Source organism: Nocardia sp. NPDC059180, from assembly GCF_042754945.1.
GTDB lineage: Bacteria > Actinomycetota > Actinomycetes > Mycobacteriales > Mycobacteriaceae > Nocardia.
In genome coordinates, this window is record NZ_JBHZBU010000002.1 from 153,303 (window position 1) to 173,722 (window position 20,420).

Below are 20,420 nucleotides of genomic sequence, written 5' to 3' on the forward strand. Positions count from 1 at the left end.
CTTCGTCACGATGGGTGAGTTCTACCACCTGACGAGAATTCTCGCTAACTTAATGCGTCCGCCTGTCGGTATTTCGCGAGCTCGATCCGGGCGACGACGCCGCGATGGACTTCGTCGGGTCCGTCGGCGAACCTGATCGCCCGGGCCTGAAGCCATGCGGGCGCCAAGGGCAGATCCTCCGACAGCGAGGCTCCGCCATGGAGTTGCATCGCCATGTCGATGACGTCCTGGGCCATTTTCGGGACGGCCACCTTGATCTCGCTGACGGCGCCGTAGGCGGCGAGGTCGCCGGTGTCGAGCAACCACGCGGCGTGCAGTACCAGCAGACGCGCCTGGTTGATGGCGATCCTGGCGTCGGCGATGCGTTCGCGGTTGCCACCCAGGTTGGCCAGCGGCTTGCCGAAGGCGGTGCGAGACAGGGCACGACGGCACGCCAGTTCCAGTGACTGCTCGGCGAGCCCGATCAGCCGCATGCAGTGATGGATTCGGCCGGGACCGAGCCTGCCCTGGGCGATCTCGAAAGCCCGGCCGGGACCGGCGATCACATTGGACAGCGGCACTCGAACATCGGTGAGGCGTATTTCGCCGTGGCCGTGCGGCTCGTCGTACCAGCCCATCGTGGGAAGCATCCGAACGACCTCGACGCCAGGCGCGCTGCGCGGCACGATGACCATCGAATGCCGCCGGTGCCGGTGTGCGTCCGGGTCGGTGAGGCCCATGAAGATGAGCAGTTCACAGTCGGCGTGGCCGATTCCGGTGGACCACCATTTGGTGCCGTTGAGCACGATCTCGTCGCCGTCGACGATCGCCGTCGCCGCCATATTCGTGGCGTCGGAGGATGCCACGCCGGGCTCGGTCATCAGGAAGGCGCTGCGGATCTTCGCCTCCAGCAGCGGTTCGAGCCACTGTCGCTGCTGTTCGGGACTCCCGTAACGCAACAACACCTCGGCGTTCCCTGTGTCAGGCGCGTTGCAGTTGAACACGTACGGCGCGATCAGCGACCTGCCGGTGAGTTCGGCGATGGGCGCGTAGTCGACGTTCGTCAGGCCCGCTCCCCCATCGGTGCCGAACCGCTCGGCGTAGGAATCACCGTGTTCGGCAGGGAGAAAGAGGTTCCATAATCCGGCGGCACGAGCCCTTGCTTGCAGCTGCTTCATCCTGGGCAGCGGCTCCCACGCCGTGCCCGCGGCGCGCGCCTGCGCCAGCTCGGAGTGGTAGGTCGCCTCCACAGGCGCGATCTCGGTATCGATGAATTCCCGTACGCGCTCGACCAACTCGGCCCCGCGCGGCGACGGCGACAGCAGCATCGTGTCTCCTCAGTCTTTTGGTCAGCGCACACCCACCTCAGGCGTCGGCTGTCGGCATTGCCCGGCCACTGACTGCGAGTGAGGCGAACACCGCCGCCCGGACCCGCTCGGCGACGACCTCGGCCGACGACGCGTCGAACTTTCCGTCGAGGTACAGGAAGGCCAGTCCGTGGACCAGCGCCCACAGCGCGGTCGTCATCGCCTCCGGGTCCGATTCCGGGAAGACCTGCTGCGCGATGGAAGTGACGTAAGCCTTGATCGCTTCGGTCGCCGCCAACCGCTCCGGGCTGGTGGGGTCACACGGCTCGGCGAACATGACCCGGAACAATCCCGGACGGTCCAGCGCGAACCGGACGTAGGCGATCGCGATGGCGGATAGGTCGTCGGCCGTGGTGGGAGCCGGGTGCGCCGCTGCCAAATCCGTGGCCAGCTCGCGGTAACCGACCGCAGCCACCGCAGACAGCAGCGCGTCGCGATCGGCGAAGTGACGGTACGGCGCAGCCGTGGAGACACCGGCGCGCCGCGCCGCCGCACGCAGCGACAACTCGGACGCGCCACCTTCCTCGAGCAACTCCACGGCCGCGCGCACCAGCGCCCCGGGTAGATCACCGTGGTGATACGACGTGGTCGACGTTGGCATGGTTCCAATCTAACAAGTTGACGCCGCTTACATTTCCTCCTAATGTTAGCAACGTACACATGCGGGGGCTACCGCACATGCTCGCGATTCGGATGGAGATTCCCTATGTCGAACGATTCCGCCTCGGGCGGGCTGTTCTCACCCCTTCGGCTGCGCTCGGGCCAGGTATTGCGCAACAGGATTGCGAAAGCGGCCATGGAAGAGGGGATGGCCGCGAAGGCGCAGCTGCCGGACAAGCGCCTCATCGCGTTGTACCGGCGGTGGGGCGCCGGTGGCGCGGGCCTGCTGATCACCGGAAACGTCATGGTCCACGCCGAAGCGTTGACCGGCCCCGGCGGCATCGTCCTCGACGCCGACTCGCCGCTGGACCCGTTCGTGGAATGGGCGGAGGCAGGCAAGGCCGCAGGTGCGGCGATGTGGATGCAGATCAGTCACCCGGGCCGTCAGGTTCAGGCTCGGATGCCCGGCGTCGTGTGGGGGCCTTCGGATATCGCGGTCGATGTGGGCCGTCACTCCAAGCGTTTCGGTCAACCGGTGGCGATGACCGCCGAGCAGATCGACGACACCGTCACCCGCTTCGTCACCACCGCGCAGCGCGCCGAGGAAGCCGGATTCGACGGGGTGGAAGTCCACGCCGCGCACGGCTACCTGCTGTCACAGTTCCTGTCTCCGCTGGTCAACAATCGCACCGACAGGTGGGGAGGTTCACTCGAGAACCGGGCACGGATGCTGCTCGAGATCGTCGGCGCCATCCGCGCTGCGGTGTCACCGAGTTTCGCCATTGCGGTGAAACTGAACTCCGCGGATTTCCAGCGCGGTGGTTTCGACGCCGAAGACGCACACAAGGTGATCGAGATGCTCGCCTCGCTCGGCGTCGACATGGTCGAGGTATCCGGCGGCAGCTACGAAAGTCCCGCTATGAACGGCAGGCCCGCCGATGGACGCACCGCGGCCCGCGAGGCCTACTTCCTGGAGCTCGCGGCCGACCTGGCCGAAACCAGCGCGCTCCCCCTCATGTTGACCGGCGGAATCTCCCGCCGCGACACCGCCGAACACGTCCTTGCCAACAACGTCGAAGTGATCGGCATGGCGACGGCACTCGCGGTCACGCCCGACCTTCCCAACCGTTGGCGCGAGGGTCTGGAAGCCGCCGGAACGTTGAAGCCGGTGACCTGGTCGGACAAATCGCTGGCCTCGCTCACCGAAATGGCGATGGTCCGCTACCAGATGCGCCGGATGGCCGCAGGAAAGAATCCCGCGCTCGGTACCGCGCCGGCATTCGCACTTGTCACCGATCAGCTGGTGCAAAGTAGCGCGCTGCGCCGCTATTCGCGCTGGCTCGGAGCGAGGGATCGGTACATGGCCGGGAGGGCGAACGTCGCCGCGCATTGATCTCGACGCGTGTCCGATGCGGCCGATAGGCAACCGATCAGGATCGAAGGATCAGGTCCGCGCACTTCTCACCGATCATGATCGAGGGCGCGTTGGTGTTCCCACCGATGATGCTCGGCATGATCGATGCGTCCGCGACCCGCAGACCGTCGATGCCCGATACCCGCAACTCGGGATCGACGACTGCCCGCTCGTCGACTCCCATCCGGACCGAGCCCACCGGGTGGTAGACGGTGTGAATCCGGTTCGGCAACTCTGCGCGTAATGACGCCTGGTCGGAAAATTCGGCTCCAGGGTTGATCTCGCCTGCGTTGTCTCCGGTTCCAGCCATGACCTCGCGGACCATCCCGATGCCTTCGAGCAGAACTTCCGCATCCTTGGACGCGCTCAGGTACCCGGGGTCGATGAGTGGGGCTGCGGTCGGATCCGCCGAGGCCAGCCTGACAGTGCCGCGGCTCTCCGGGTAGATCAGCGTCGGGAAGATGCTCTGACCCGGCTTCTTCGTCGGCGGTGCGACTCGCTTGCCGGAGTCTTGGTTGGGCGAAGGATAGACCCAGTAGAGGCTGAGCAATTGCAGGTCGGGTATTTCCTTGGCGAACGACGTGCGGACGAAGGCCACAGATTCGAAAGATGATCCGGCCGCCCACGAACTGCCCGGCCGACGCATCTCGGCGAGTAGTCCGCGCAGGAAGTACGACGGAGTCGGTCGGCGAAGCGCCGATTTCATCTTGTACGAGAGCGGGACGAAAAGGTGGTCGTGCAAGTTGTCGCCGACAGGTAAGTCCGCGTGCACCGCGATACCGTGCTGCGCGAGGTGTTCGGCGGGACCGATTCCGGACAGTTGGAGGATCTGGGGTGACCCGAATGCTCCCGCCGAGACGATCACCTCGCGCGATGCCGTCACTTCCTGCTTGCCGCCCTCGACCAAGATTTCGACGCCGGTTGCCCGCGAGCCGTTGATGACGATTCTGGCGACGGTCGCATGTGTGAGAACCCGCAGGTTTTCGAGTGGATCGGCATGGAGGTAGCCCCGTGCCGTGGAGTATCGCAACCCATTCGCCGCGCTTTGCTGAAAGACTGAGACGCCTTCCTGACTTTCACCGTTGTAGTCGTCGATTGCGGGCACGCCGAGGCGCTCGGTCGCGGCTCTCATGAATGCGCGGGCCGCCTCTGTGAGGTCGTTGTTCCGGGTGACCTTGATCGGGCCACCCGCGCCGCGGAGGTCGCTGGCTCCGCCCTCCCAGTCCTCCATCCGCTTGAAGTACGGAAGGACGCCGTCATAGCCCCAGCCCTCGCATCCCTCGGCAGCCCAGTCGTCGAAGTTCTTCTTGTTGCCCCGGACGAAGAGCATGCCGTTGACCGAACTCGAACCACCCAGGACCCGGCCGCGCGTCATCGGGATCCTGCGGTCGAGCGCATTGCGCTGCGGTGTCGACGTGGAACCCCAGTCGAAGAGCTTCTTCAACTGCGGCGTGGAGTGCATGACCGAAACAGCGCCGGGAATCTGGAAGAGCATCTTTGCGATGCCCTTGTTGTCTGCGCCCCCAGCCTCGAGCAGCACGACAGACGCGCCGCTTTCGGCAAGTCGGCGGGCAACCGCGCAGCCGGCGCTGCCGGCTCCGACCACCACGTAATCGGCCTCGGCCATCTGCGTTTCTCCGTTCACCGCAGCGGCAGACTTCCTGGGTGAAAGTGTACTTCGAGCCAGTGTCTGGGAGTCAGCGCCTGTTCAGCGGGCGCCGACTGCTTTCATAACCCTCAGTGCCATCGTCAGGATGGACGCCCAGGCCCGGTGCGGAACCCCTGCGGGTGCGTTGAATCCCTGGAGGCGCTGCTGGGCGACCGTTTGCGGCTCGGTGTATTTGAGGATGCCGTCGGCGCCGTGACGGCGGCCGAGGCCTGAATCGCCCATACCGCCCATCGGGGAATCGATACTCCCCCACGCCGCGGCGTAAGCGTCGTTGACGTTGACAGTGCCTGCGTGCAAGCGCGCGGCAACAGCGCGTCCCTTGGCGCCGTTGCGGGTCCAGACGCTGGCGTTGAGGCCGTAGGGAGTGGCGTTCGCCCGCGCGATCGCGTCCTCCACGTCGTCATACGGGTAAATGGAGACGACGGGGCCGAAGGTCTCGTGGTCATAGAGCGTCATCTCGGGGGTGACGTCGGTGAGGATGGTCGGCTCGTAGAACAGCGGCCCGAGATCCGGTCGGGCCCTGCCACCGGCGAGCACGGTCGCGCCTTTCGCAACAGCGTCCTCGACATGGGCGGTGACCGTGTCCAGCTGAGCCTGGTTGGTCAGGCAGCCCACGTCACGGCTGTAGTCGTAGGCCGCACCGATCCGGAGCTTCTTGGTGCGGGAGACGAACTCGGAGACGAACTCGTCGCGAATGGACTCGGCGACGTACATGCGTTCGATCGAGACGCAGAGCTGACCGGTCGAAGGAAAGCACGCGTTGATCGCGCCGTCGGCTGTGCGAGCGATATCGGCGTCGTCGAGGACGAGCATGGCGTTCTTGCCGCCGAGTTCCAGCGATGAGCCGATCAGCCGCTCACCTGCATCGCGTGCAATCTTGCGTCCACTGGCGGTGGAGCCGGTGAACATCATGTAGTCGGCGTTGTCCATCAGCGCACTACCGATGGAGCTACCCCGGCCGACCACCATCTGCCACACCCCGACCGGCAGACCCGCCTCGTGCATCAGATCGAGCGCCCACAGCGCGGTGAGGGCGGTCTGCGTATCGGGCTTCTGCACGACCGCGTTGCCGGACATGAGCGCCGGAATGGCATCGCCTGCGGCCATGCTCAACGGGTAATTCCACGGCGAGATGACGGCAACGACCCCCTTGGGGTGCCGCAATTCCGTGGTGTGGGTCAGCAGCGGGATCGCCCCACGGCGGCGGGTCGGCGCGAGAAATTTCGCGGCATTGCGTCCGTAGTACCTTGCCGTGATCGCGATATCGCTGACTTCGAGAAACGCGTCCCGGCGGGTCTTGCCGCTCTCGGCCTGCATCAGATCGAGCACCTCGTTCTGCCGGTTCAAAACGAGGTCGTGGAAGCGAAGCATGATCGCTTTGCGCTCGCGCATGGACCTTTCGGCCCAGGCTGCCTGGGCGCCACGGGCACGGGCGAACGCGGTCTCGACATCCGCGGGCATCGAGACCGGCAGATCGGCCAGCGGCGCACCGGTATACGGGACGGTTGTGGTGACCCGTTCAGCGTCTGCGGCGGCCACGACGCGCGCGACCAGACGCTCGATCAGCGCCGAACTGATCGAGGCGGGCAGGCCGGAGCCTCGAGCAAGGGTGGACAGGGTCGCGTTGTCGTTGGGCATGAGGGCTCCGTGGTATCGACGGGTCGGCGGCTACAGCGAGGTGGCTCGGTGTCGATCCATAGCCGACCGAAGGTGGATGCAGTGCACTGAATTCGGCGGGCCGCGGATGGACGTCGTGTCGCTCCATCCGCGGCCCACCGGACTCAGTGCAGTGCGGCGCGCAGGGTGTCCTGCGCGAGCTTGATCGCGGCGTTCGCCGCCTGGGTCGAGGCCAGTGCGTGCAGCATCACGAAGTCGTGGATGATGCCACCGAAGCGCACCTGGGTGACCGGTACACCGGCTTCGCGAAGCTTGGCCGCATACGCCTCACCTTCGTCGCGCAGCACATCGGCCTCACCGGTGATCACCAGCGCCGGCGGTAGACCCGCGAGCTGCTCCACCGTGGCACGCAGCGGCGAAGCGTAGATCTCCTCGCGTTGCCCATCGTTGTCGGTGTACTGATCCCAGAACCACTGCATGCCTTCACGGGCAAGGAAGTAGTGCTCGGCGAACTGGCGATAGGACGGAGTGTCGAAATCGGCATTGGTGACCGGATAGAACAGCACCTGCTGCTTGATCGCGACATCACCGCGCTCCTTGGCCATCAACGTGAGCACGGCGGTCATATTGCCGCCCACCGAATCACCGGCGGCCGCGAACCGCGACGCGTCGAGCCCCCTCTCGGCGCCGTGCGCGAACACCCACTGCGCGGCCGCGTAGTTCTGTTCGATGGCAGTCGGATACTTCGCTTCCGGCGACAGGTCGTACTCCGGAAACACCACGGCCGCATCGGCCCCGACCGCGAGCTTGCGGACCAGCAGGTCATGGGTGTGCGCGTTGCCGAACACCCACCCCGCGCCATGAATGAAGAAGATGACCGGAAGTGTGCCGGTGGCGCCCGCGGGTTTGACGATGCGGACTCGTACCGAGCCGGTCGGCCCGCCCTCGACGGTGATCCGCTCCTCGTCTATAGCGGGTTTATCGATCTCACTCGACTGGACCTCATCGACCGTCTTGCGGCCCTCGGCCGGTGGCATCTGAAACAGGAACGGCGGCGTGTCAGTGGCTTTGGCGAATTCGGCTGCCTCGGTTTCGAGCACCGGCGTGGTTTCGGTCATCGCGCTCTCCTTCTGTTCGTGCGTCGGGTGTTCCTTCTGTCTCTTTCTGTTCTCTGGCCCTAGCCCCGGCTCGGGACCGAGGTCGGGACCGGCATATGCAGGGCGAGTTGGCCTTCGGTGGTGACATCGAGGCGAACGGCTTTGATCGGCTCGAGCGATCGGAGATCATCGGCCATGCGGCCCTGTCCGATTTGAAGGTCGAGATTGCGCGGAAGGCTCGCGCTTCCGGCCGACAGCACATTGATTTGACTCAGGGTCGAATGCCACACGCCGTCGATCGAGGTGTAGGAGGTCAGTGACGAGACACGCTCGCCGGTGGGATGGGTGGTCTGCGCGGGTGTGGCCACCGAGAGCGCCAGATCCGTATCACCGTTGTCATTGGCCACCCGTGCGGTGGTTCGACTGTTGTCGATGTCGACATCGACGTCGGTGACCCATTTCGGGAATCCGTAGCCGTCGTGGCCACGAACCTGCGCGATATCGGAGCTGACCGGCAGGGAGAACACATAGGAATCGAGGTGGTCGTTCTGGAGGCCGGTGACGAGGTCGAAGAATCCGAGCTTGCCGTGCCGCGCCGGCCGGACGCCTACGCCGACGGCCGCTTCTGTGTAGAAGTCGATATCGCAGACCTCGTACCGGAAGAACATGACCGACACCAGACCGATACCGGGCGCGACTTGCAGCGGCGCCAACTGCTCAGGCAGGCGATTGCGGATCGCCCGGGAGCGGGCGAGCATCGTGAGCCGCGCGGTCGAGATGCGGTAGTAGAAGTTCGGGGTGAGGGTCTCCCCGATCGGTGAATCGACCTTGGTCTTGCGCAGTTGCCGGAAGAAATCCACGCTGCTGACGCGCGGGTCCCGAGCCACCTCGTCGAGATCGGTGTTCATCCGGTAGCGGTCGTACAGGCCGCCTTTCGGGACCGTGACAGTGCGGCCACCCAGATCCACCTCGACTGTCTCCTGACGGGTCGGTGACATCGGCAAAGCTCCCTCGCTAGAATGTATTCAGTGCTTACATAGAGGCTAACCGTGCATGTAAGCACTGTCAACAATGCGCGGAGAGTCGTTCGGCCGATCAGGACTCGCGACGGGGTCGACCCCGAAGAAAACTCACGTCGAGGACGCATCGCCGATGTCGGCGACCAGCCGCTCAGCGAGCTGTTCGGATGACTGCGGATTCTGCCCGGTGTACAGATTCCCATCGACAACAATGTGGGGGCGCAACGGAATTCGCCCCTTGGAGTAGTCGACCCCCGCCTCCTTCAACCTGTCTTCGAGCAACCACGGCGCCTTCTTGGCGAAGCGATTGAACAGCTCCTCCCGATTGGACAGCCCGGTCATCCGGCGGCCGGCAAACGATGACGTCCCGTCGGGTTCGGTCGCGGCCAGAATCGCCGCAGGCGCGTGGCACAGCAGGGCGAGCGGCCTACCCGACGCCAGACGCTCGCTCAGCAGCGCGCCGGAGGTCTCGTCGTAAGCGAGGTCTTCCATCGGGCCGTGCCCGCCGGGATAGAACACCAGGTCGAACTCCTCCGGGTTCACCGAGTCCAGCGGCACCGGAGTCGCGAGCGCGGACTCGATGCTGTCGAGATAGCGCTTGACGTCATTGCGCTTCCACGGCATGCCGCCGGCAATACCGAGGCTGAGTTCGTCGAGGGTCGGCGCCTTCCCACCCGGGGTCGCGACGGTGATGTCCCAACCGGCCTCGGAGAAGATCCGATGCGGTACCGCCACCTCTTCCGCCCAGTAGCCGGACGGGTGCACCGTGCCATCGGTGAGTGTCCAGCGATCTGCCGCTGTGATCACATAGAGAACCTTCGTCATATTTCCTCCTGGGGCGTTCGCGCAAGGACGGATCGAGCACCGGTGGTGCGATCCGCACCACCTCTGTTCTCACGACTCAACGCCACATCAGGCACTGCTGAGCCGTTGTTCGCAGCCTTCTATGACACTGCTAACTTTCCACACAACCGACGAATAGACCAGGCTTTCGGACGCACGCATCACAGGCCTTCATCGCCACCCACCGCCACAGCACCGCTCGCCGCGACAGCCGGTCGTGCCGGACGGTCAAGGCATCGTGAGCACCACTTTGCCGACGGTCTCGGCAGAGTCCAACAGTGGATGCGCCTGGGCAACATCGGCGATCGGAACCTCGGCAGCGACGACCGGAACGACGGATCCGTCGGCGATCAACGGCCACACGTGCCGCCGCAGTTCGGTGATGATCTCGGCCTTCGATCCGCGCCCTTGTTCCGGGCGGCGCCGCAGGTTGGTGACGTGCACCGAGGCCCGTTTGCTCAGCATCACGCCGAGATTGATCTCGGCGACCGCACCATCCTGCAAGCCGATGATCGTCAGGTCACCGCCCTCGGCCAGCGCTTCTACATTCCGCCGCAGGTAGCCGGCACCCATGATGTCGAGAATCACGTCCGCACCGGAGTACTCCTTCGACATGACGGTCACGAAGTCCTGTTCGCGGTAGTTGATCAACGTCGTCGCGCCGAGTTCCCGGCAGCGATCCAGCTTGAACTGCGAACCGGCCGTCACCGCGACGCGTGCGCCCAGCGCACGGCCCACCTGAATGGCATGCGTGCCGATTCCACTACCGCCGCCGTGGATCAGCAGCGTCTGCCCACTACGCAGCCCCGCGGTCATCACCAGATTCGACCAGACGGTTGCGGCAGCTTCCGGCAGTGCGGCCGCCGCGGTCGGGCTCACCCCGTCCGGCACTGGCAGCACCTGGGTGGCGGGCACGTTGACGCGCTCGGCGTAACCGCCGCCGGCCAGGAGTGCGCAGACCACGTCACCCGGCCGAAAGTCCCGCACACCGTCGCCCACCTCGTCGACGACACCGGACACCTCGAGCCCGAGGATGTCGCTGGCGCCCGCGGGCGGCGGATAGAAGCCGTACCGCTGCATCACGTCGGCGCGATTCACCCCCGCCGCCAGCACCTCGATGGCGACCTCCCCCGGGCCGGGCGCGGGTAAATCGTCCACCTGGGCCCAGCTCATGACCTCGGGGCCACCGTAGCCGTCGAGCGTCACCGCATACATACAGATCCCCTTTCGATCACAAACATGTGCGCGCCGTCAACATTACTCATTATGTAAGCGGTGTCAACATAGTAGCCGGCCCGGCGATCACTCGGTGGAGCGTCCGAACAGAAACGCGACGAGTTCCTCGCGATTGGTGACGCCGGTCTTCTGGGCGGCTCGATACAGATGCCCCTCCACCGTCCGGGTCGACAGGTGCAGGCGTTCGGCGATCTTGCGGCTGGTCAGGCCCTCGGCGACGAGATGGATGATCTCGCGCTCACGGCTGGTCAGTGCAACCGGCTGCGAGGCGATACGCAAAGCCGGAGTATCCGCGATATCGCATACGGCGGCGAGCCGGTGCGCTTGCCGGATGGCGAGTTGGGCGTGGCCGTTGCGACCGGCGGCGGCGTACAGGGCGCCGGCTTGGGCGGCGGCATCGGCGGCGGCGACCGTATCGCCCATGTCGCGGTAGCGCGCCGAGGCTTGTTCCAGTCCGGAAGCGTCGTGTCCGGCGAGCGCTGCCGCGTGTTCGGCCGCGATCGAGGCGCGCGGGCCCTGCACCAGCTCAGCGAGCGTCGCCAATCGTGGCGCACCAGACGGATCGCCGAACTGGGTTGCGGTCTGCAAACACAGCACCTCGTTGGCGTGTTCACCACGATGACGGGCCGACCGGGCTGCCTCGCGCATCGCCGCGACCGCCTCCGTGATGGCCCCCTCGGCGGCAAGTGTCCACGCCGCGGACACGCGAGCGGCAGTGCGCATGAACATATATTGGGGCGGCATCGCCGACTCCAGTTCCCGCAGCGCCTCGACTGCGGCCTCATGGCGTCCGCTCGCCGCGTATGCCTCCGACAACCACAGCATGAGGGCGGCGCGCAGACCACTGGATTCGGGATAGAGGTCGATCGCCGCACGGGTGTCCTCGAGCCATCGCACCGCCTCGCCGAGCCGGCCACGCGCGAGTGCGGAATGGCCGAGCAGCAGAGTGATCTGGGCGCTGGCGATACCCGGTGGTGCGTGTTCGGCCTGCTCGCGCAGTCGGCCGACGTTGTCCCGGTCCCGGTCGAGATGGCCCGCCAGCCGGTGGGCGCGTGCCTGGAGCGCACCGAACCAGAACCGCAGATGCGACGTCTCCGGACTGTGGGCTGCGAACGAGAAGCCCTGGGTGGCAGCATCTTCCATGCCTGCTACGTCTCCGATGGCACCGAGCCCTTGAACATACGCCGCGGAGGCCATCACCGCGTGGAACGGCGGGAGGCCGGGATCGGCCAACGCAGCCGCGGCGGCGTCTGCGCCTCGGCGCGGATGTCCTTGAACCACCTGAACACAGGCCGACACCGCCTGATGCGCGGAGTGCAGTCCATTGAGCTCGGCGTCGGGTTCACAGGCCGACAGCACGGTGTGGGCACGGGCCGGGTCGCCGAGCAGCCAGACCAGATTGGCGGCCCGCACCGTTGCGGCATGCACTCGCACGTTGACGTTCGGCGCCGATTCGAGTCGTGCCAGCACTGTTTCGGCGTCGGCGCCGCGACCGATCAGGACCAATACCAACGCGTAGGTCAGCTGTGTCGCCGGATCGCCGCCCGCAGCGCTCGCGGCATGGGCGAGCTTTTCGGCGGTGGTGAGATCGAGCAGGTGCATGGCCGCGCGGGCCGCGACCGTCAGCAGCACGGGTTCGGGACGATGATCCGATTCCAGCTCGAGCATCGCACGCTGCACCACGATCCGCGGGTCGGTGTCATCGGTGTGCGCGAGGACGTCGGCGAGGCGGCTGCGCAAGGTCCGCAGCCGCATCTCGCCGGCTGCGGCACGGCGGGCTTCTCCGAACAGTGGATGGGCCAGACGCACCAGACATCGGCCGGTCGTGGTGTCGATTTCGATGAGCTCCTGGCTCTCCGCCTGCTCGAGCGCGGACTCGTCGGCCAGCTGGGTCAATACCTTCGCGTCGAGCGGCTCGGCGAGTGCGAGTACGTCGACCACATCGCGCAGCTCGGCATCGAGGCGCCCCATGCGGTGGGCGATCAGCTCGCTCAGGCCGGGTGACACGGCAGGCTGCCCTTCCCATACCCACACCGGGCCCGCAGGATGGAGTCGCCCGGCCGCTGTCTCGTCGGCGGTGAGCTGGCGCAGGAACAGGGTGTTGCCACGCGTGATGTCCCATAAGCGGCGGAAGCTGGTCGACTCGATCTGACCTCCGAGCGCGTTCTCGAGCAGGCGTCGAGTTTCGTCCTCGGACAGCGGTTGTAGTTCGATGCGTTCGATCAGGCGGTCTTTCCACAATGCGGTGATCGCCGCCGGGCACGGCATATGTGAGCGGGCCGTCAGGACGACCGCCGCAAGGTGGCGAGACACCAGTTGGTGCACCACGAATGCGGAGACCTCGTCGAGGAGATGGACGTCGTCGACGCCGATGAGCGCGTGGCGTCCCGGCGGTGCGGTCGCCAGCGCGGAAACCAACCGCTGGGTTCGTTCCAAGGTATCGGTACCCAGCGCGGCTTCCGATGCCGCTGCGCCGAAGGCGCCGAGCGCGATCGACCGGGACGAATCGGTGGCCGCGAACCACACCGGCTGCCACGGTGGCCCGGCCTCACCGAGCAGGCGCCCGGCGAGGCGGGTCTTGCCGACGCCCGCGGCACCGGAAATGACCAGACCGCCCGCACGCACCGCGACCTTGGCGGCGCGCATTTCCTCGGCGCGGCCGGTCAGGGGCCACAGCGCGCCGTTTCGTGACGCGCCGCCGGTACCGGGAACACTAGTCGGCATCGTCCTCGGCCAGCGCCGCCCGCAGCTTTCCTTCGGCGATGCGGAGGAAAACGCTTACGGATTCGGGCGCGATATCGAGGTACATGGCGAGTTGCTCATCGGAGACACCGGTCTCGCGCAGGCGCAAGGCCAACGAGTATGCCTGAGGTAGTCGGTTCAGAGCCTGCTCCAGTCCGGAACGAGCTACCGGGCGCGGGGCCGTTTCGCCGCCCATTCATCCTCCTGACTGTACATCCACCGACGGGAATGATCACGGGGCCGAACCCCCTCAGTGCACCAGCGTGGCCAGGCTGTGGTGTGAGTAAGCGGGTACTCGATCGCTGTTTGCGCGACGCTCGCCGGCACCGGGACAGGCAGGGCAAGCCCTGGTGGTCGAGACGAAACGACTGATCAAGGCGTACGGCTTCCGCATCACCCCAACGACCCGCTCGAGCTCGCCAGCACGCGCGTCCGCTCGGTGTCTCCCGATCGTGGTTCGCCCTCACCCACCGCCGCGAACGCGAGCATCTGCGCCACATTCTGGACACCGTGCGCGAACGATTCGACGTTCGGTGCGGGCCGCTGACACATGAGGTCAGACAAGAACAGATACCGCTGCGACCGAGGCCGACGCCGTTCAATACGCCCCGTCGCCGCGGGCGACGACGCTGACGGTTTTCGCGATCAAGAGCAGGTCGAGCACCATCGACCAGTTCTCCACGTAAGACTGATCGAGCCGCACGGCGTCGTCCAGAGACAGATCCGAGCGTCCGCTCACCTGCCACAAACCGGTCACGCCAGGCTTGACCAGCAACCGCCTGCGCATCACGCCGTCGTAGCTGTCCACTTCGCGGCGCACCTGTGGCCGCGGCCCGACCACACTCATCTCGCCGTGCAGCACATTGAAGAATTGCGGCAGCTCGTCGAGGCTGTACTTGCGGATCACCTTGCCCACCGGCGTGACCCGCGGGTCGTTCTCGAGTTTGAAGAACAGTGGATTGCCGCCGTTGTCGGCGATGAGGGCGTCGGCCTTACCGTCCGCGTCGGCGTACATGCTGCGGAACTTGATCATGCGGAAGGGACGGCCATCGCGCCCGATCCGCTCCGACAGGTAGAACACCGGCCCCGCGCTGGTCAACTTCACCGCAGCCGCTACCGCGATGAGTACCGGCGCCAATGCCAGCACCGCGAACAGCGCGAAGCCGAAGTCGAACAGGGACTTGCGCGCGCACTTGGCACGATCGTATTGCGGCTTCTCCACGTGCACCATCGGCATATCGGCGATGAGACAGTTGGTCAGCCTGGCGCCGGCGACGCCGACCAGCCCGGGAGCGACGATCAACTCCACGCCGAGCGCATCGAGTTCCCATGCCATCCAACGGAAGTCGACGGGGCCGAGCTTGTCGGTCGCGGTCACCGCGACGGCATCCACGCCCGTTCTGCACACCGCGTCGACCACCGAAGAGTCGTCGCTGACCACCGGAACGTGGCGGTCTCCGACCGCGATCCAAGGGTCGGCGACCATCCGGCCGTCACGCGGAATACACACACCGACGACCTTGTAACCGGAGGTCAAGTCGCGCCCGAACGCCTCAACCATCGCCCGTGCGGCATTGCGGCTGCCGACGACAAGCACCGCGGTGCCGTAGCGGTCGCGAGCACGCTGGGCGGCTATCCAGCCGCGCCATAACCTGCGCTCCACGATGAGGCCGAGCAGGCCGACGGGCAGCGCGATGGCGAGATAGCCACGCGCTATGTCCACCCGCAGGATCAGCGACATGATGGCGATCAGCCCGAACAGCCACACCGTCGACGAGACAAGCCGCCGGTATTCCTCTGTGCCACAGCCGATCACTCGCAGCGATCGGCTCAGCGATCCGGCCAGGATGGCTGTCCACGCGAGGGCGAGGATCGCGGAGACGACGCTGTAGCTGACCGCATAGGACAGTTGGGTGGCCAGTGGCGGATCCACCGGACCACCGAAGCGGATGTACTGCGCGGCGCCGACCGCGAAGCAGACCACCGCCAGATCGGCGAGAGCCAGTCGTCGCGCGTACTCGACTTGCCACCGCTGCCGTTCGGACGACATGAGCAGCCGCGAGATCCGCGCGGCGCGTATATCTCGCCGTGCACGAATCGTGAAATGCATGGGAAAACACACTTTGCGACAGGAAATTTCGACTCGAACGTCGTTGGTCGAATTTTCCGAAGATTTATAGAAAGAAATACCCGTGACTGGAACTGTCAACTCGACGCAACCCTGAGTCGGTTCGGCAGTACCGGGCAACTTTCACGTCTGCGAAGTATGGACCATTACATGGCTCCCTAGCAATAACTGGGGCGGAAAAAAACCTTCGGTACGCACTTTCCCCCATATCTCGCCGGCCATCGGCGGCGTTGAGCAGGAAAATATGAAGCTTCAACAGTTGCACGATGGCTATAAATCCATGATCAGGGGGTTCGGAAGATCCGACGACTTTCTTTAACTAAAGATCAACTTTACCGAGTCAAGAAATTCCGAGTTCGTCTCGGAACAGGTGTCGAACGACGAGAGTTGTTGTAACGTAGGCCGCGTTGCGGACACATCCGGGATTCTCGATACACCGGTCCGCAATGGAAGGTTCTGGTGCCCGCATGTTGTGCCGACTATGCGAATCCGATCGGATGATCAGCATTCTCGATCTCGGCGCGACACCCCCATGTGAACGATTCCTCTCCGCCACCGAGCTCGATTATGCCGAAACGACATATCCACTACACCTGCGGCTGTGCGAGCAGTGCCTGCTGCTGCAGATCCCCGCGCTCATCACCCCGGAGGAGACCTTCACCGAGTACGCGTACTTCGCCTCGTACTCCGACAGCTGGGTGCGCCACGCGAAAACTTTTGTCACGACGGCGATGCCGCGCCTGGGCCTGGATCGCTCCGCATTCGTCGTCGAGGTGGCGAGCAACGACGGCTACTTGCTCCAGCACGCGGTGTCCGCCGGCTATACGTGCCTCGGCATCGAGCCCTCGGTGAACGTCGGCGCCGCCGCGCAGGCCAAAGGGGTGCCGACGGTGACGGCCTTCCTCGACGAGGAACTGGCGACGCGGATCCGCACCGAGTACCGGCCCGCCGATCTGGTGATCGCCAACAACGTCTACGCCCACGTCCCCGACCTGCTCGGGTTCACCCGGTCGCTGCGCGCACTGCTCGATGACGACGGCTGGCTCTCGATCGAGGTGCACCACGCGCTGAACCTGGTCCGGCTCGGCCAGTTCGACACGATCTATCACGAGCACTTCCAGTACTACACGGTGGCGTCGGCACAACGCGCGCTCGCCACCGCGGGGTTGGCGCTGGTCGACGTGGAGTTCCTCCCCACCCACGGTGGGTCGCTGCGACTGTGGGCGCGGCCGGACGCGGTCGCGGCACCGAGCCCGCGGGTGGAGCAGGCACTGCGGGCCGAGTCCGACCTCCACGACGTCGGCGGCTACCTGCAACTGCGTCCGCGAGCCGAAGCCATCCGGCACGATCTGCTGCGTTTCCTGCTGGACTGCCGGGACAAGGGCGAACGCGTCGTCGGGTACGGCGCGCCGGGCAAGGGCAACACCCTGCTCAACTACTGCGGTATCCGAGCGGATCTGCTCGAGTACACCGTGGACCGTAACCCGTACAAGCAGGGCCGGTTCACCCCTGGCACCCGCGTACCCATCCATGATCCCGAGCGGATCGATACCGACCGGCCCGATGTCGTGCTGGTGCTGCCCTGGAATCTCGAACCCGAGATCACCGCCCAGCTGAGTCATATCGCGGACTGGGGCGGGCAACTGTACTTTCCTTTACCCACCTTGCATCGTGCGGAGCTGTGAAGATGAAAGTGGTCCTGTTCTGTGGTGGTTACGGCATGCGCATGCGCAATGGCACCAACGACATCCTGCCCAAGCCGATGCAGCTGGTCGGTCCGCGACCGCTGATCTGGCACGTCATGCGCTACTACGCCCATTTCGGCCATCACGATTTCATCCTGTGTCTCGGCTACGGCGCCGCCCACATCAAGAACTTCTTCCTGACCTATCAGGAGTCGGTATCCAACGACTTCGTGATCCACGGCGGCAAAGTGGAATTGCTGCACTCCGATATCAGCGACTGGACGATCACCTTCGTCGATACCGGCGCCGAATCGGCGATCGGCGAGCGGTTGCGCCGGGTGCGGGATCATCTCGTGGGCGAGCGGTACTTCCTGGCGAATTATGCCGACGTCCTCACCGACGCGCCGCTGGACGAGATGGTGGAGCAGTTCGTCGCTTCCGGCGCTGCGGCCTCGATGATGATCGTGCCGCCGCAGTCCTCGTTCCATTGTGTCGACGTCAATTCCCTCGGTGAGGTCAAGAACATCATCCCGGTGTCACGGTTGCCGATCTGGGAGAACGGCGGCTATTTCGTCCTGACGCCCGAGATCTTCGAATTGCTGCCGCCCGGTGGTGATCTGGTCGAGGACGCCTGCGGTGCGCTCGCCGCGCAGGGCAGGCTGTTCGGCTACCAGCACGGAGGTTTCTGGAAACCCGCCGACACATTCAAGGAACGCGCGGAACTCGATGAGAGCTACAGCCGCGGCGAACGGCCGTGGATGGTGTGGGAGAAGGCGCTGCGATGATCGCCCTCGGCGCCGGGGACGTGCGCGAGATCGCGGTGCTCGGCGCGCACTGCGACGACATCGCCATCGGCGCGGGCGGCACATTGTTGTCGCTGGTGAAATCGGCTGTCACCCTTCGGGTCCATGCCCTGGTGCTTTCCGGCGACGGAACCGAGCGGGCCGTGGAGGAGGCGGCCGCGCTACGGGAATTCTGCCAGGGGGCCGAACTGGACCTAGAAGTGCTCGATGTGCCCGACGGGCACGCTCCCGCACACTGGGATCGGATCAAGCAGCGGCTCGGCGCATTTCGTCGCCGCGCCGATCCCGACCTGGTGTTCGCACCGCAGCGCGAGGACGCGCACCAGGACCATCGGCTACTGGCCGAACTGGTGCCGACCGAGTTCCGCGACCATTTGATCCTCGGCTACGAAATCCTCAAATGGGAGTCCGACCTCCCCCGTCCCAGCCTGTTCCATCCGCTCACCGCCGACATCGCCGAAGGGAAGGCGCGACTGCTGGCCCGGCACTACCCGTCACAGCACCACCACGACTGGTATGACGAACGAGCCTTCCTCGGTCTGGCCAAGGTCCGCGGCGTGCAGTGCCACGCCGAGTACGCCGAGGCATTCGTCGTCGACAAGGCCGTCTTCACCGTTGGAGGTCGATGATCATGCGGGTGCTGGTGACCGGTCATCAGGGGTATCTCGGTTCGGTGCTGACGCCGATCCTGTGCGCGGCTGGACATGAGGTGACGGGCCTCGATATCGGCTACTACGCGGACTGCGTGCTCGGCTCCCCGCCTGAGGATCCACCGACGCTGGCCGTCGACGTGCGCGATGTGACCGCAGCGCAGCTGGCCGGCTTCGACGCCGTCATCCATCTCGCGGCGTTGTCGAACGATCCGCTCGGCGCGCTCGCGCCCGAAATCACCTACGACATCAACCATCACGCCTCGGTGCGGCTGGCGCGTCTGGCCAAAGCCGCCGGGGTGCGGCGCTTCCTCTATGCCTCGACCTGCTCGGTATACGGCGCGGCGGGCGAGGGCCTGGTCGCCGAGGACGCGCCGCTGCGCCCGCTGACGCCGTACGCGGAGAGCAAGGTTCGGGTGGAAGACGATGTCGCAGCCTTCGCCGACTCCGGCTTCTCGCCGGTGTTCCTGCGCAATGCCACGGCCTTCGGCTTCTCGCCCCGGCTGCGCGCCGACATCGTACTGAACAACCTGGTGGGCTTCGCGGTGCTCACGAGCGAGGTGAAGGTGCTCTCCGACGGCACGCCGTGGCGGCCGCTGGTACACGCCCGCGATATCGCCGCTGCGTTCGCGCGCTGTCTGGTGGCTCCCATCGACACAGTTCACTGCCGGGCTTACAACATCGGCACCGAGGACAACAATCTGACCGTCGCCGAGATCGCGCGCGCTGTGGTCGACGCCGTTCCCGGCTCGACGCTGGTCGTCACCGGCGAGACCGGGCCGGATCCGCGCTCGTACCGAGTCGACTTCACCGCGGCGAGAACGGTTCTGGGGTTGCGCGCGGCGTGGAGCGTCGCCGACGGCGCCGCCGAACTGTCCGCGGAGTACACGGCGCGGGCGCTGACCGGCGCCGATTTCACCGAGAAGTTCACTCGGCTCGCCCGACTGCGGATGCTCAGAGACACCGGAGTGCTCGACGGCGCGTTACGCCGAGTCAGGCAGGTCGCGTGAGATGGGTGAGCAATTCGCGCCAACTGCCCGCGGCCGCATCGCGGGAGGAGACGATCGTGACCGGTTCCGGCCACTCGACGGCGAGTTCGGGATCGTTGTAGGCGACCGCGATGTCCTCGCCCGGATCGTGCGGCCGGTCGATGCGGTAGCAGACGTCCGCGATCTCGGTGAGCGCCTGGAAGCCGTGCAGGAACCCGGGCGGCACGTACAGGTGCCAGAAGTCGGTATCGTCGAGCCGGAATGCCTGGTGTCGCCCGAAAGTCGGCGACTGCGGCCGGATATCGACGAGTACGTCGTGCACCGCACCGTGCGCGCATCGGACCAGCTTCGCCTCGCCGCGACCGGATCGTCCGTGCAGTCCACGGATCACACCACGTACCGACCGCGACTGGGAGTCCTGCGCGAACGACGCCGCGGCGCCGGGAGTACCGAGGCGCTCATCGAACTGTGCGGCATCGAAGGTCCGCGTGAACAAGCCCCGCTCGTCGCGATGCGGCTGCGGGATCAGCACCAGAACGTCGGCCAGCTCGGCCTGTTCTATGAGCATCGAGTCATCGTCGC

The 20,420-nt window shown here is 65.7% G+C and carries 17 protein-coding genes; 5 read left to right on the forward strand and 12 right to left on the reverse strand.

Features of this window, described 5'->3' with window-relative positions; all coding sequences use genetic code 11:
* Positions 1 to 44: 44 nt before the first annotated feature.
* Positions 45 to 1,307: an acyl-CoA dehydrogenase family protein gene (locus tag ACFXNW_RS06825; RefSeq protein ID WP_379416539.1), complete on the reverse strand. Its 1,263-nt coding sequence runs from the start codon at positions 1,305 to 1,307 to the stop codon at positions 45 to 47.
* 37 nt (positions 1,308 to 1,344) lie between these two features.
* Positions 1,345 to 1,947, reverse strand: a complete 603-nt coding sequence (locus ACFXNW_RS06830) for a TetR/AcrR family transcriptional regulator (RefSeq protein ID WP_379416541.1) — start codon at positions 1,945 to 1,947, stop codon at positions 1,345 to 1,347.
* Positions 1,948 to 2,052: 105 nt separating this feature from the next.
* Here ACFXNW_RS06830 and ACFXNW_RS06835 point away from each other — a divergent pair, with 105 nt between their 5' ends.
* Positions 2,053 to 3,339, forward strand: coding sequence for an NADH:flavin oxidoreductase/NADH oxidase family protein (locus tag ACFXNW_RS06835; protein WP_379416543.1), 1,287 nt, complete (start codon positions 2,053 to 2,055; stop codon positions 3,337 to 3,339).
* Between the two features lie 37 nt (positions 3,340 to 3,376).
* Here ACFXNW_RS06835 and ACFXNW_RS06840 read toward each other — a convergent pair whose 3' ends face one another.
* The 9 genes from ACFXNW_RS06840 to ACFXNW_RS06880 form a co-directional block, all read right to left on the reverse strand.
* Positions 3,377 to 4,987 carry a GMC family oxidoreductase gene (locus ACFXNW_RS06840; protein ID WP_379416544.1) on the reverse strand — a complete coding sequence of 537 codons (1,611 nt, stop codon included), beginning with the start codon at positions 4,985 to 4,987 and terminating at the stop codon, positions 3,377 to 3,379.
* Between the two features lie 81 nt (positions 4,988 to 5,068).
* Complete coding sequence (locus tag ACFXNW_RS06845; RefSeq protein WP_379416545.1) at positions 5,069 to 6,667, reverse strand: succinic semialdehyde dehydrogenase; 1,599 nt, start codon at positions 6,665 to 6,667, stop codon at positions 5,069 to 5,071.
* A gap of 143 nt (positions 6,668 to 6,810) precedes the next feature.
* Positions 6,811 to 7,764, reverse strand: a complete 954-nt coding sequence (locus ACFXNW_RS06850; protein WP_379416547.1) for an alpha/beta hydrolase — start codon at positions 7,762 to 7,764, stop codon at positions 6,811 to 6,813.
* 59 nt (positions 7,765 to 7,823) lie between these two features.
* Positions 7,824 to 8,741 carry an acetoacetate decarboxylase family protein gene (locus ACFXNW_RS06855; RefSeq protein ID WP_379416549.1) on the reverse strand — a complete coding sequence of 306 codons (918 nt, stop codon included), beginning with the start codon at positions 8,739 to 8,741 and terminating at the stop codon, positions 7,824 to 7,826.
* Between the two features lie 132 nt (positions 8,742 to 8,873).
* Entirely contained in the window at positions 8,874 to 9,587 is a 714-nt protein-coding gene (locus ACFXNW_RS06860) for a type 1 glutamine amidotransferase domain-containing protein (RefSeq protein ID WP_379416551.1), read from the reverse strand.
* Between the two features lie 246 nt (positions 9,588 to 9,833).
* Complete coding sequence (locus tag ACFXNW_RS06865; RefSeq protein ID WP_379416553.1) at positions 9,834 to 10,820, reverse strand: NAD(P)H-quinone oxidoreductase; 987 nt, start codon at positions 10,818 to 10,820, stop codon at positions 9,834 to 9,836.
* 87 nt (positions 10,821 to 10,907) lie between these two features.
* Positions 10,908 to 13,565 carry a LuxR C-terminal-related transcriptional regulator gene (locus tag ACFXNW_RS06870; protein WP_379416555.1) on the reverse strand — a complete coding sequence of 886 codons (2,658 nt, stop codon included), beginning with the start codon at positions 13,563 to 13,565 and terminating at the stop codon, positions 10,908 to 10,910.
* Positions 13,555 to 13,779: a hypothetical protein gene (locus ACFXNW_RS06875; protein WP_379416557.1), complete on the reverse strand. Its 225-nt coding sequence runs from the start codon at positions 13,777 to 13,779 to the stop codon at positions 13,555 to 13,557. Before ACFXNW_RS06875 ends, ACFXNW_RS06870 begins: the two co-directional genes overlap by 11 nt.
* A gap of 402 nt (positions 13,780 to 14,181) precedes the next feature.
* Complete coding sequence (locus tag ACFXNW_RS06880) at positions 14,182 to 15,693, reverse strand: sugar transferase (protein WP_379416559.1); 1,512 nt, start codon at positions 15,691 to 15,693, stop codon at positions 14,182 to 14,184.
* Between the two features lie 485 nt (positions 15,694 to 16,178).
* On the opposite strand from ACFXNW_RS06880, the gene ACFXNW_RS06885 reads away from it, so the two are divergent.
* From ACFXNW_RS06885 to ACFXNW_RS06900, 4 genes are read left to right on the forward strand one after another with little or no spacing between them, the layout of a single operon-like run.
* Positions 16,179 to 17,396 (forward strand): methyltransferase domain-containing protein, encoded by a 1,218-nt coding sequence (locus tag ACFXNW_RS06885; protein ID WP_379416561.1) that lies wholly within the window; start codon positions 16,179 to 16,181, stop codon positions 17,394 to 17,396.
* A gap of 2 nt (positions 17,397 to 17,398) precedes the next feature.
* Positions 17,399 to 18,181 carry a sugar phosphate nucleotidyltransferase gene (locus tag ACFXNW_RS06890; protein ID WP_379417330.1) on the forward strand — a complete coding sequence of 261 codons (783 nt, stop codon included), beginning with the start codon at positions 17,399 to 17,401 and terminating at the stop codon, positions 18,179 to 18,181.
* A complete protein-coding gene (locus ACFXNW_RS06895) occupies positions 18,178 to 18,828 on the forward strand; it encodes a PIG-L deacetylase family protein (protein ID WP_379416563.1) in 651 nt (216 codons plus the stop codon). Before ACFXNW_RS06890 ends, ACFXNW_RS06895 begins: the two co-directional genes overlap by 4 nt.
* 2 nt (positions 18,829 to 18,830) lie before the next feature.
* Positions 18,831 to 19,859, forward strand: coding sequence for an NAD-dependent epimerase/dehydratase family protein (locus tag ACFXNW_RS06900; RefSeq protein WP_379417331.1), 1,029 nt, complete (start codon positions 18,831 to 18,833; stop codon positions 19,857 to 19,859).
* Here the strand turns inward: ACFXNW_RS06900 and rfbC are convergent.
* Positions 19,843 to 20,406 carry a dTDP-4-dehydrorhamnose 3,5-epimerase gene (rfbC, locus tag ACFXNW_RS06905; RefSeq protein ID WP_379416565.1) on the reverse strand — a complete coding sequence of 188 codons (564 nt, stop codon included), beginning with the start codon at positions 20,404 to 20,406 and terminating at the stop codon, positions 19,843 to 19,845. The genes ACFXNW_RS06900 and rfbC overlap by 17 nt on opposite strands.
* Between the last annotated feature and the right edge of the window lie 14 nt (positions 20,407 to 20,420).